Raw genomic sequence first — 13,743 nt, 5'->3', positions numbered from 1 at the left:
AGAAATTGTAGTTACGGTAAGTGCTTGTACACCACCTGCCGCTCCGACTGTCTCCAATAAAAGTTACACTGTCGGCGACGCTGCAACGCCTTTGACTGCTATTGGTACTGCATTGAAATGGTACAGTACCTCTACCGGCGGGTCGCCCTTAGGAGGTGCCCCCACTCCTTCAACTACATCGGCTGGATCTACTAGTTATTATGTATCTCAAACGATTGGTAACTGCGAAAGTGCCCGCGCAGAAATCGTGGTAACTGTTAGTGCATGTACACCGCCTGCTGCTCCGACGGTCGCGAATAAAAATTATACAGTCGGGGATGCTGCTACTCCTTTAACGGCTGTTGGTACTGCTTTAAAATGGTACAGTGCCTCTACCGGCGGGTCGCCATTGGCCGGCGCACCCACACCTTCAACCGCGACAGTAGGCTCAAAAAGTTATTTTGTGTCTCAAACGGTTGGTAATTGTGAAAGTGCCAGAGCGGAAATCATTGTCACGGTTAGCGCATGTACGCCGCCCTCAGCACCAACTGTGGCTAATGTAAATTATTTCCTAGGTCAAACTGCAACAGCATTAACCGCTACTGGTGCCAATTTGAAATGGTACAGTACTTCAACCGGGGGATCGCCATTGGCTGGTGCGCCAGTTCCCTCGACAGCAACCCCCGGCACTACCAACTATTATGTCTCCCAAACCAATGCAAGCGGTTGTGAAAGTGCGAGAGCACAGATAGTGGTAACAGTTGCGCCCTGTCCTGCAACTTTACCTTTGCCCGTAGTAGTGACTCCGTTGAATATCTGTCAGGGGCCGACAGCGTCAGCATTGACAGCTACAGCAACAAATAACACATATACCCTTAAATGGTACACGGCTGCCACAGGTGGGACGGGATCAGCCACTCTAATTCCTAATGCCACCACCGCCGGAACTTTTAGCTACTACGTTTCTCAAATCTCAGCAGCCGGCTGCGAAAGCGCGCGTGTCAAAATTGATGTTGTTGTAAAAGATACCCCGGTTGCGCCGACAATTACACCGGTCCAATATTGTGTAGGTGGAACTGCAACTCCATTAACTCCTGCTGGAGGAACTTATAAATGGTATACCGCCGAAACAGGCGGAACAGGTTCGGCAACCGGCCCGACGCCTTTGACAACTACCGCTGGAACCACATCGTACTACCTGACCCAATCTAATACTTACGGGTCATTGTCGTGCGAAAGCCCGCGTGCCAAGCAGGACGTAATCGTCAATGCGACCCCGGCAGCGCTTGCAGCACTTTCTGATGTTTTTTGTCAATCTAAATCCGATTCCACTTATACCTTCCCGACCAAAGCTGCACAAGGAAATACACTTAATTGGTATACCGCTGCAACAGGCGGCACAGCTTCTGCCACTACGCCGACCGTCAATGCGAAAACTCCTGGGGAAACATCGTTTTACGTTACCCAGAAGACAGCAATAGGCTGCGAAAGTATGACACGCACCATTCAGAAAGTACGTGTGAAACCTTTACCGGGCCTTCCGACCATCGAAAAAACTGCTATTGAATATTGCCAGTTCATCCAGGCTAACCCGCTATCGGCAACACCTGTTGCCAATGCTACGCTGAACTGGTACACGAGTGAAACCGGTGGGAACGCCAGTGCAGCTGCGCCGACGCCTTCGACTGCAGAAGGAGGGACTACTTCCTTTTATGTGTCCCAAACACTCGAAGGCTGCGTGAGCGACCGTGCGAAAATCGATGTGAAAATCAATACAACGCCAAAGCCGACCACCACCACCTACCTTGCTTACTGCCAAAACGAAACAGCCCCGAGGCTGGATGCTACGGGAAGTACGTTGAAATGGTACCGCGAGGCGAACAGTACAGAGTGGCAGGGTGTCCCCTTTACGCCATTCACCGAAAAGGTACAGGACTACTCGTTCTATGTAACCCAAACCGGCGCGAACGGATGCGAGAGTCCAAAAGAAGAAATCAAAATCCATATCAAGTCCCTGCCCTCCGCCACCATTTCCGGAACGGCGACCATTGATTTGGGCAAATCGGCCAACATTAATATCAAATTTACAGGTGACGGTCCATGGGGTTATGTTTTGTCCAACGGTATCACCGATACTACCGACCAGGCTGACCATCAGGTAGAAGTAAAGCCCATCACTACCACCACTTACCTGGTTACAGAGGTGTCCAATGCGTGCGGAAAGGGGATTCCGATCGGCAGCGCGGTGATAACCGTTCGGGTACCCACGATCAATTCCGGTAACCCTTCTGTGGCGGAGGCTTGTGCCGGGAAGACTTTCAATGTGCCGTTTCAGCAATCGGGTGATTTTCCTGCAGGAAATACGTTCAAAGTACAGATAGCGACGGTCAATGCAGATGCCCAGTTCTGGACGATACCTTCGGTGGCTACCTCCAATTCAATTACTGCCACTTTCCCCGACACGACCAAGGGAGGCAGTTATTATGTAAGAGTGATCAGTTCGGGGACTAATCCTGATCTTACGGTAAAAGGCAGTGTAAGCGCCATCACGATCATCGCCAGTCCTCTTCCCGTTGCCACCTTATCCGGCACTCAGACCATCCTGGTTGGAGAGAGTGCGGACCTGAAAGTCGACATAACCGGTAAGTCCCCATGGACATTCACATTGAATAACGGATCCAAAGACTCTTTGATAACGGCTTCCGTAACCCCTTACACGTTTAAGGTGAGCCCAAAGGCGACTACTACCTATGCGATTACCAAAGTTACCAACGGCTGCGGAACAGGAAGTGGCGTGGGAACGGCGCGGGTTCAGGTAGACCCGATTTTGGGCGTTGAGCCTCCTGCACCGGCTGACTGGGTGAAGGTATATCCCACAGTGATCCAATCGCGTGTATTGATTGAAATAACCGGTACAGTCGTTCCGAAGCAAAGCAATGTCGAAGTGATCGACCTGAACGGGCGTTCGAAGTATACCAATGCGATCCAGGGAAAAATCACCGAAGTCAATTTTGAAAACTATCCTTCGGGCTTGTACCTGATCCGCATCCGGAACGGCAATCTGAACGCAGTACAAAGGGTCATGAAACCTTGATTTAAGATCAAAAACACAAACAGGACATTTGCTGCACCGCATCAGATGTCCTGTTTTTTTATAACTCATATAAATGGATATCCAGGCCGACATTCTTGACAATTACTTTATGGCAGAGGCCCTGCGTCTGGCACATAAGGCCTACGATGAAGGCGAAATCCCGGTGGGCGCGCTGGTCGTGATGGGCGAAAGGATCATCGGCAAAGGCTATAACCAGACCGAGCTGCTTCATGACGTCACCGCCCACGCCGAAATGATCGCCATCACAGCTGCCTCGGACCACCTGGGCGCCAAGTACCTCACCGACTGCACCCTGTATGTTACCCTGGAACCCTGCGTGATGTGCGCGGGCGCATTATACTGGACACAAATGAAGCGGGTGGTGATTGGGGCCAGTGATGAAAAGCGCGGTTTTTCCAGGCTCGGAAAACCCATTTTACACCCCAAAACACAACTTACAAATGGCATTTTGGCCGAGGATTCGCAGGAATTGCTGCTCAAATTTTTTAGGCAATTAAGAACATAAAGCGTTTTTCTGCTGTTAGCCAACCAATAGACTACTTTTTATAAATCTTTAAACTACACTGAAAATGGCATTTACACTTGATCCCTTACCTTACGCAAACAATGCATTGGAGCCGCATATCGATGCATTGACCATGGAGATACATCACGACCGTCACCACCAGGCTTATGTTACCAACCTGAATGCAGCAGTAGCAGGAACTGAGCTGGAAGGCAAAACCATAGAAGAAATCATTGCAAACATCAGCAAGGCACCGGCACCGGTTCGCAACAACGGTGGCGGACATTGGAACCACAGCTTTTTCTGGAAATCCCTTTCTGCATCAGGCGGCGGTGAACCAACCGGCGAACTTGCCAAAGCAATCGACGCAAAATTCGGTTCTTTCTCAGCATTCAAAGATGAATTCAAAAAAGCAGCCATCGGCCGTTTCGGTTCAGGCTGGGCGTGGTTGATCAAATTGGGAGACGGTGTTGCCATCACTTCTACGCCAAATCAGGACAATCCTTTGATGGATATCGCCGAAGTAAAAGGCACGCCAATCATTGGTCTGGATGTCTGGGAGCACGCATATTACCTGAAATACCAAAACAAGCGTCCTGACTACATCGAAGCATATTGGAGTGTAGTAGACTGGAAAGCTGCTGACGCTCTTTACGTTGCGGCGAAATAAAGATTAAGAATATCCGAAAAGGTTTGGAGGTCGATAAAAATTGCACGATTAGCCTTGCAACCTTCAAACCTTTTCCTAATTTTGTGTCCTCGAAAGGGGTTTTCCCCCTCAGAACGGAGGTTGTAGCTCAGTCGGTTAGAGCGCTAGATTGTGGTTCTAGAGGTCGCGGGTTCGAGACCCGTCTCCCTCCCTTGAAAACTGTTCAAAGTCAAACAAAATGCCTGTAAATCAATGATTTGCGGGCATTTTTGTTTTTCAGATCATATCAAAAAATGCAAAAATTCCCATGTTTTCTAGCGTCATTCGTGTAGTTCAACGCTTGACGAAAAAAGACGCTGGAAAATGCCCGTAAGTTTCTGATTGACAACCTGTTTACGCCGTAAACATCTTGTCTGGAATGGCTGGTAACGCGATATTTAACCACTTAAATGTTAGCGTCATGTTAGAAAAAACTTTCGGCCTGTTCTTCTATTTGAAACACGCCAAGAATCAGAAGGATGGTTTACGTTACGTTTACCTGAGAATTACAGTCGATGGCAAGCCCGTCGAAATGTCCACAAAACAACTTTGGAGCCCTACCAGATGGAATGCAGATGCGGGTAGAGCCACCGGCCAAAAAGAAGACACCCGCACGCTCAATGCCTATCTAGACATGCTGAGCTCAAAAGTATTTCAAGCGAAAAAGATTTTGATCGAGGATGACAAGGAATTAACAGCCGAAGCATTGAAGAATGTTCTGCTTGGTAAGAGCAATGAGACTCGCACGATCCTTGAAGTATTCCAGCGCCATAATGAGCAAATGGAAGCACTGGTCGGCCAAGAGTTCGCTCCGCTCACCTTAAAGCGCTATAAGACCGCCAAGGAACATACCGCCTCCTTCATCAAGTGGAAGTACAAGAAGGATGATATTGCGATCAGGGATTTGAATTACGAATTTATTACTGAATTCAATTTCTGGCTGCGTAGCGCCCGAGGTTGCAACCATAACTCTGCGATCAAATATATGAGCAATCTGAAAAAGGTTGTGTTAATCTGCGTTAATAACAAGTGGTTGAAGAAGGATCCGTTTCAAGGCTTCAAGTTGACCAAGAAAGAAGTTGTAAAGAACCCGCTATCTAGGGACGAACTGAAACGACTCACCGAAAAAGTATTTGAAGTCGAAAGAATTAGCCAGGTGCGGGACATCTTTCTGTTCTGCTGCTACACTGGGCTAGCTTATGTGGATGTGAAGCAATTGAATACGACTGACATTGTCATCGGCATGGACGGTGAGCCGTGGATTGATACGACCCGCCAGAAAACGGATGCGCCTACACGTATTCCGCTGCTGGATACGGCGCTGGAAATTATTGAGAAGTATAAGGATCATCCGCAATGCTGCGCTGCTGGTGTTGTGTTGCCGGTGCTAAGTAATCAGAAGATGAATGCTTATTTGAAGGAGATTGCTAACCTGTGCGGGATCTCGAAGACGCTGACTTTTCATATAGCGCGACACACTTTCGCTACGACGGTGACGCTAAGTAATAATGTGCCGATTGAGACGGTTTCTAAGATGCTTGGGCATCGGTCTTTGAAGCGGACTATGATTTATGCTAGATATTGGATGTGAAGATTAGCGAGGATATGAAGGGGTTGCGGGAGCGGTTGAAGGGGATGTGACGGTGCGTGCGTTCTCAGCAAAGCACCCTAGCGAGTTATCGTAAATTCGATTAGTATCATTCAGAAATTGAATAACAGGCTTTTAAGTGTAACATCTTGAAAGTCTGTTTTTGTTTAGTAAAACATTGGTCGAGCATTTTGGTTAGCTGCTTAGCTCACTATGAACAGAAGTGATGGCTTGCTTACAAAATTTAAATAGAACTTCTCCGTGCTTTTCCTTTGTAACTGCCCAAGCGACGCCGAAATACTATCAAACCTCCACCCGAAGGTGGGATGAATTACTCGTTGACAACAGAATTGAATTAGTGCAAGAGCCAATCGAGCCGCATATTGCCGGGAATATGCTCCTTAATATAACCTTGAACAGAAAACTAGTATAAAACACGTATTTCTACGTGTATTATCTAATGAATATCTATAAATATATTTGCAATAAATGAATCACTAGCTCATAAACACGTATACAGTCCAATCTAAAAGTACTTAAGATGAGACTGTATGAAAGCTCCCTCCCTTGCAACTTAAATGGAAAAAAAATCACAAACGCCACTTCATTTACTGCGAAGCGTATTTCATCTAACCCCCAAGAACCTTGAGAAAAAACTCCTTGAGCTTGATAAAGTCGCTATGCAAAATGGTATATGGACAGAAGCTGCGCGCGAAAGGGGACTTTTTTTTGATCTCTCACAAGTAAGGTTTGCTAACATAAGTGCGGCCGCACAACTAACACTTATTATTGAGAGTGCTCAAAAATCGCGTGTTCCAATTTATATCGCTTTACCAACAACTCGGCTGTCACTTGCTGAATCTCAAAGTACAGGCTTCGATCAAGACCTGAAATTAAAAATATTAAGATCCAGAGAGGAAGCTAACTCATTCTTAAAAACAATTAAGTTCGATGAGGCAGTATTGTGCAAGCATCTAGCCAATTCGTCGCCTGTCTCGATCACTGAGTTATACAATTTTACGGACGAATTAGTAGAAAACAATCTTCAAAACTTTCAGCATGCTTTTTCGGAAAAAAGAATGCTGAAGGCTCGGAGGTCCAGCACTTTCACTTATGCCTATAAATATATTTTACCATTAACTTGGATTTCTGCGGCCGACGGACCGGTTATCGACTCAAAATTGGAGGAGGTACTAGAGAATGTTCTAATCGAAGAAGATCGGGGAGTTGAACAAGTCGATATGATGTCGATAAAAAATGTTATCCTATCGGAACTAGTTAAGAACGTGAGGGAACACTCGACCGCCAGTCATGCACTTCTTTCGATTGGACTTATGCCCAGAGGAACACTTATAAAAGACAACGAAGGCACGAAAACGGAATCGCCTCAGGGATATAAAATCGAAGAAGAATATTTGACCTGGCTTCAGTCAAATGAAATCAAAAATTTAATAGAGATCTATTTTGGTGATTCTGGAACAGGATTAGTGTCGAACGAGCTGAATGAAGCCTATAGGATAGCAACATCTGGGGCCAGAAATTTGAGCATCCGTAGTAAAATGGACAAGATCGAATTACTTAAATGGTCTTTTGGAAAATGGTCCACGAGAAAAATTAACGAAAAGATCAGAGGCACCAAAGGTTTATATAGAATCAATCGAATCGTAAACAAGTATAACGGCATTTTCTTTATAAGAACTTCCGGCGTCTACGGCGGGTACCAGAAGGGTGGTTACTCGTCATCAAAATGGATCAATAGCATAAAAGAGAAACATGTACATATCCCCGGAACATTTGTTAGCATTAAACTTTGTCCTCACAAGGAAATTGCAAAACTCAGTTTCACATTTACAACTCGGCCAATCAATCGCAAATGGATAATATTATCGCAACAACTATGCAGCGACTCAATTGGCGAATTCACCAATTGGATTGCAGATCAGGACGAGCTAAAAAATGAGAATGCGAATATTCTTTTAATCCTGCAATCTAAGACAGGGTTCTCAATCCAAAGCCATCAAGACTCCATTGGAGAAATATTAAAAAGCCTTAGCTACGTAAGGCACCCTAATGGCATAGTTGTACATTTCTCGGACGATATTGGAAAGTCTACACTTGAAGAAATTGTCCAATCGACTAATGAAATGCTACTCAGGGATCTCACAGAACACAGTGTCCCCGAGGCCATTTCATCAGACTCTGAAGCAATCTATGACCCTATTCTTGTTATAGGAAAAAAAAAGAGTATTGCTTGGTTTGGGGGTAGTCAGAGAATTATTGCCATCCTAAAAGAAATCATTGATGACCAGAGCGAAAAGAAACGCCTTGATGATCTTGAAAGCTTTCGGAATCTGAAACCAGAAGAAAAATATCAGGTCTTATCTCATTTTAGAAATGACGATTCTCTAATAACAGTATCCTCAAATCTGGATATACACATAAATTTCAGCAACATAGCTGACATCTTCAGAGAACGTCTCAAACGGAAAATGGTGAAAGGTTCGGCGTTGTCGGCTCCACTATGTACTCCAAAGCTCAAAGTAGTAAACTACTGGCATGACGTTAAAGATATACTAGCAGAAAAGGTCGACATAATAGGGTATGCCCTGGTTATGTATCTCAAAATATCTGAATATTATACATGGGCGTCTAACACCAAGAGTGTTTATATTTTAATCGACCACACCGTCCAATTACCGCTAGCATTAGAACTAGGAAACCTGATGGGAATTGGGAAGAGAAATATAATAAATATACTTGATGACGTAGATACATTAGTCCCTCGAAGATCCACTTTGTTTAACGCTAATGATGAAGTTTTTATATTAACCTCTATCATATCAACCTCTGAGACAATCCGTAGATTGGTGAAATATGTAAAACGTGACCTTGCTTTTCCCAAATGCATAATAGGATTAGCTAATTTAAGAGATCGTTCAATAAGTGCGATTAACACTTGGGAGGAAGAAACCCCGATATTGAGTGTATATCAAAGAAATAACGAGGAGCAAGATTATCGAGGGGAAAGCTCCGTCAATAACTTTGAAGATCTGGCAATAGTATTAAATAACTGCCGAACATTTAAGGGACCTGACTATGAAGACGAGCCACTCATCGCTCAAACAGAGTTGCAAAGAACTATTTCACTTCCGTTACCACTAAAACAACACCTAATTGCTACAAAATCCTTATTCTACAGTCATTTCGGTAAATATAGTGGGCGACACTTCACTTTTTATCTCAACAAAGAGAAAATCTTGCAGTCCACCTCATTCCTTTGGGAAAATGCACGTAAACGAATCTCGGACTGGCGTCGATTTATCAAACAAGACGATTTTGTAATAATTCGACCCGAATCTGGGAAAGATCCTAATACTGCGCTCGACCCTTGTATTGAGTATTTACGGAATTCATTTAATATATCTTCTCGCGCGATTGTTTGGAATACTGATAAGCCAAGGAATATTCAATCGAATAACAATATTGTTTTCTTAGATTTTGGGACATTGACCGGCGAATCTATCAACAAATTTCTATCGTATGTGAAAAATGCCGATCATATATTAATATGCATCTTCTTTAATCAATATCAAAATAGAGATTTTGAGTTTTACAAAAAAATACAGGACTTACGTGTTGAAGTATCGGCTAGTAAAAAAGAGTATTCTGTTGAACAAACTGAATTATTTCCTACTGAGTTAAAAGTATCAACGAAAGATGTTGCGATTTACAAAACATGTACAGTGAAAATTATTGACCTATATAATTTTCCATTTAGCTACTATAATTCTGCGACATGTCCTATCTGTGAACACGAACGCGCCTTAGACGCATTCAGAATACAGACTCCATATATGGATCAATTCACAAATGATCGAAAAAATAGATTAAGAATTAGGAGTAGGACTGACATGGGAGATCACCCATCTGATTTTTATCTAGATTCTAGTGACACAGCCTACGAACTGTCAAGCGAATCAATAATGAAAATGTATGAGTTAAAACAAACGTTCATCAAAGCTCTTGGGTCCACTCAATACCGGATTCAGGTCTATCTATTACTATACAGAATTCACTCTCAAATAGAATTACAAATTAGGAATTTAGAATCGGATCTTTATGCATTACTTTATCTTCTCTCAAATGAAGTGAACTGGTTTCAACGCGAACCACTTGTTTTCAGGCAGGTCAGAGAGATTGTCTCAGAACTCGCTCAAAAGGTTGCAGTAATGTCTGTGGATGATTTGATAGATCAGTTCCAAGATTTACGCGATGCAAATTCTAGTAAACTAAGGATGGCAATACGCTATAAATATTGTGCTATTACTGTTCTCCGATCCTCGCATAAATTCAAGTTTTGTCAAAATATAGGATTAATGATTGAAGCGAGCCAAACCGACGGTCGTTTCAGTAATAATCTTCTTCAAAATATTTTTTACCATATTGGCTCACTACATAAAAATGGCTATAATAAAAGCATAAATTATTTTAAAGGTATTGATTCTGGCTTCCGATCACTGGATGGAAAATCATTGCCATTAAGTATAGAGCAGAATAATTTTTTAAAGATAATTGATGTTAAAAATACCAAAAGAATAAAAAGAATAATACGGACAAGTGAAACTGCCAATGATATTGATATAATTAGACAACTTAAGTCCGAGATTCTTGGCGAATACAACAAGACAAGGCATCCAAAGCCTGCAAAACATTTTCATGCATTAGATTTTAGAAAACTAGGAATTAATGGGGATGCACTGATTGACTTCATTACTAATCAATACTCTTCAGAGTATTTTAATGATTTCCAAAGTAAACAAAGTGTGGTTTTATCAGATTGGCACTATGCCTATAAATTTATCGAAGAAGATTTGATTGAGATTCTGGAACGGTTAAGTCCAAATATTTTAGAGTCAGATTTGTTTAGAAGACTTGAAGGAGAGCTTACAAAGTATGAAGACGTAAAAAGAACATTTGGAAGATATATTGCCGCTATCTCACATAACTGCTTAGATCTAACTCGATTTTCCGATGAATATCATCGGCACTATGATTTTATCAATGACCTCTTCATTGATTTCGCAAGTGATGGAGACGATGGAATGAATTCAAAAATTCTCGAAATTGCACTGAATTTCCCTTCTAACGTCAAAAAAGCAATACAGACTATATTTCGACCACATGATTTCAAATCGGTAGACATACGAGTTATCGACGAATGTAACTGCGATGTTTTTTACCCGAACGTCCAGCTTATGGCATACATTACACATATAAAGAGTAATATTCAGCAAAAACTAAATAGTCATGTCAAGATAGAGAATGTCAGCATGGAAGTGACAATTTCTCGTGAAGATGCCTGTATCGTAACAATAATAAGATACAATGGCACAAATCAATTTTCCACTTTCAATAAAAACGGCGGCCTCAGCCAGTTCGCAAATGACCTAGCGAGATATGGAGGCACGTTGGATCACAAAACTAGATTAGAGACTGATCAATACATTATTACATTTAAAATTCCTATTTATGAAAACTCTTAATGTAGCCTACTACGATGATCATGATGGCGATAGAGTAAAAATGACATCAAAATTTCGATCGCTTAACAGGCAAATCAAGGAAATGGGAATTCAGGTAGAGATGCAACTTGAGTGCTACGGTGACCGATGGGAGTTGTGCAAGCATATTCAATCAGGGAGAAATTTTGACTTGTTAATTCTTGACATGTATGACGACGCGACCGGCAGCCACGATGGAATAGAGGTTTTAGAAGTTATTGCAGAAGAAGAGAGAAACCTTCCAACGATTTTGTACACATCAGCGTTTTTTCGTGGACATGTGATAAAGTTTGAAGAGCTTTACAGCAAATACAAGTTCATCCTCGGTGAACGTATAGCCAAAGATACAAACTCGTTACCGGAACGAATACTATCATTCGTGACTAGTATGGTTCCCCAGGATCTATTCGATTCGGATTTTGACGACATTTTCCTTCAAGCGGAGATTCTCGCAGTCGGTCTTCTAAATTTGAACGAAGTACTATTTAAAATAAAACAGCATTTCAGTCTTTCTGACAAATTTTTCTTACAGCGACTTTCTGCCGGGTTTAGCGGAGCGGCAGTTTTTCGGGTAAAAGTCGCTGGGAGAAGTTTCATTTTAAAAATATCAAAAGAAAAGGAGAAATTAAAGGGCGAGCATCAAAGAGCTGAGGAGCTTTATAAGTTCTTTCCACAACACCTTCGGATATCAATTGAAAGTGTTCCCTTCGAAAGCAGGGATGCGTTTGCTATTCTCATAGAAGAGGTAAAAGAAGGCGAAACTCTTTTTTCCTGGCTTTCAAATAAAAAGACTGAGGATGTGATTTCACAATTTTTACAACGCCTATTCTTCGATGACAGTCTTAAGGATCATTATCATCAGAATACCCATTCAGAAGGAAAGTTTGACGAAATATTTTCGGATTTCTCGAATACGAAGTTTTTGCTAGTCAGACAAGCTTATAATGAATTAACGCCGATATTGTTAGACATAGGAGAACCTTTTAATATCAACCACATTAAATCAATTGTTGTATCTGGCACTTTTGAAAATCTTGACAGAACGACGCTACTTGACAATAAATTCAAAAAAAAGTTGATGTTATGTCATGGGGACTTACACTCAAATAACATCATGGTTCGTGGCGAAAAACCGGTACTGATAGATACTGGAGGTATTCGATATGCGTTCTGGCCATCTGATATCTGTCGATTAATCACTCATGTTTTCATTTCAGGAATAGATCATGGTAAGGTTGCCTTTTTTGATATCGGATCTAATCCGAGGTACTTGGAGCTCGGAACCAAGCTCATTCGCTTGGAGCGAATTGAGGTTGATGGTGTGAATGACGGGTTCATCCACGCACTAAATTGGATTGTGGAAAACATTCATTCTATATACGCGTCATCTTTTACTCTTTGGGAATTTCAATTAGGCATGCTAAAGGAATTAGTTCAAATATCTTATCGGACTAGCTCGATTCCTCCTGGCAAGCGCGCCCTAAGCTTGCTTTTAGCATACAAGTGCTTGACTCTCGCTAACAACAATGTCTTGGAAAAGTTGTAGGTGAAATCAGGATATTGCCTTAGATTCAGTTCAATTTCGAGGATTTTTAGCTGTAAATGTTAAACAGTTCGCTGTGAAAATATTCTTCTTGCATCAACATACCAGCACCTACAGTTACCTCAATCTCGGTCAAGGTTTCGAATTTTAATAAGGTGTAGCCTAGGTGTAATCCACGCTTCCTTCAACATAACTGGCTATGAAAGGATATATGCCCCAGGAAAATGTTAAAGCTATAATAATGGCTGTAGTTCGTTATTTCATAGCAAAGAAACCGATTTTTATTTAACTAAATATATAAATAACTTATACACTTAGTTGAATATGGGAGATGAGCTTTCTTTTATTTGTTGTTATGCGGAGAATGTATAGTACGATCACCTTTCGAACAAATTTGAACATTTTCAAAAATTCTCGAACAGGTACAAACATTGTCGACTTTTTTCGACCAAACACAAATGTCTTCGAACGGACTAGTCTTGGTAGATATTCCGACGAAAGTACCCCACGATTCCGCTGTAAATGACCCCATTTATTCCGGTGCAAAGTACGCCAGTTAGAACCGGTTGTTTTAACACTAAGCGAGAGTGATAATTTATTAAACTTAATGATTTTTCTTCTTCCTCAAAGACTTTCCAGTTAGGGCTATCCGATGGGCAGAAGCTGCCAATCTGTCCATGATTGCATCGGCAAGCGTTGGTTCGTCAATGAAGTTGTACCAGTTGTCAACCGGCAGCTGCGAAGTAATGATCGTTGCCCCATTC

7 protein-coding genes and 1 tRNA gene are annotated in these 13,743 nt (G+C 42.3%); 7 read left to right on the top strand and 1 reads right to left on the bottom strand.

The genetic code is table 11. From position 1 onward, the window contains the following. The 7 genes from AC1XUF_RS31900 to AC1XUF_RS31870 form a co-directional block, all read left to right on the top strand. Window positions 1–3,073: Ig-like domain-containing protein (locus AC1XUF_RS31900; protein WP_483345938.1), on the top strand; the 3,073-nt coding region annotated here is incomplete at its 5' end. Window positions 3,074–3,146: 73 nt separating this feature from the next. Next, the gene (locus tag AC1XUF_RS31895; protein WP_483345937.1) at window positions 3,147–3,599 is read left to right on the top strand and encodes a nucleoside deaminase; all 453 of its coding nucleotides are present in this window, start codon (window positions 3,147–3,149) and stop codon (window positions 3,597–3,599) included. Between the two features lie 64 nt (window positions 3,600–3,663). Next, the gene (locus AC1XUF_RS31890; protein WP_483345936.1) at window positions 3,664–4,269 is read left to right on the top strand and encodes a superoxide dismutase; all 606 of its coding nucleotides are present in this window, start codon (window positions 3,664–3,666) and stop codon (window positions 4,267–4,269) included. A 115-nt stretch (window positions 4,270–4,384) separates the two neighbouring features. Further along, window positions 4,385–4,460, top strand: a tRNA-His gene (locus AC1XUF_RS31885). 248 nt (window positions 4,461–4,708) lie between these two features. Further along, the gene (locus AC1XUF_RS31880; protein WP_483345935.1) at window positions 4,709–5,878 is read left to right on the top strand and encodes a site-specific integrase; all 1,170 of its coding nucleotides are present in this window, start codon (window positions 4,709–4,711) and stop codon (window positions 5,876–5,878) included. A 575-nt stretch (window positions 5,879–6,453) separates the two neighbouring features. Then, entirely contained in the window at window positions 6,454–11,418 is a 4,965-nt protein-coding gene (locus tag AC1XUF_RS31875; protein ID WP_483345934.1) for a hypothetical protein, read from the top strand. After that, window positions 11,405–12,982 carry a hypothetical protein gene (locus AC1XUF_RS31870; RefSeq protein WP_483345933.1) on the top strand — a complete coding sequence of 526 codons (1,578 nt, stop codon included), beginning with the start codon at window positions 11,405–11,407 and terminating at the stop codon, window positions 12,980–12,982. Before AC1XUF_RS31875 ends, AC1XUF_RS31870 begins: the two co-directional genes overlap by 14 nt. A gap of 601 nt (window positions 12,983–13,583) precedes the next feature. Here the strand turns inward: AC1XUF_RS31870 and AC1XUF_RS31865 are convergent. Then, on the bottom strand, window positions 13,584–13,743 hold a 160-nt coding region (locus tag AC1XUF_RS31865; protein ID WP_483345939.1), incomplete at its 5' end, for an ATP-binding protein.

The organism is Dyadobacter sp. HNCC25DJ185, from assembly GCF_056895195.1.
Note: the sequence above shows the minus strand (reverse complement) of the source record. Positions and strands in the feature narration are given on the sequence as shown.

Bases quoted from the DNA above. Each gene is read 5' to 3' on its own strand.
- AC1XUF_RS31895 (WP_483345937.1), top strand. From the start codon at position 3,147: ATGGATATCCAGGCCGACATTCTTGACAATTACTTTATGGCAGAGGCC.
- AC1XUF_RS31890 (WP_483345936.1), top strand. From the start codon at position 3,664: ATGGCATTTACACTTGATCCCTTACCTTACGCAAACAATGCATTGGAG.
- AC1XUF_RS31880 (WP_483345935.1), top strand. From the start codon at position 4,709: ATGTTAGAAAAAACTTTCGGCCTGTTCTTCTATTTGAAACACGCCAAG.
- AC1XUF_RS31875 (WP_483345934.1), top strand. From the start codon at position 6,454: ATGGAAAAAAAATCACAAACGCCACTTCATTTACTGCGAAGCGTATTT.
- AC1XUF_RS31870 (WP_483345933.1), top strand. From the start codon at position 11,405: ATGAAAACTCTTAATGTAGCCTACTACGATGATCATGATGGCGATAGA.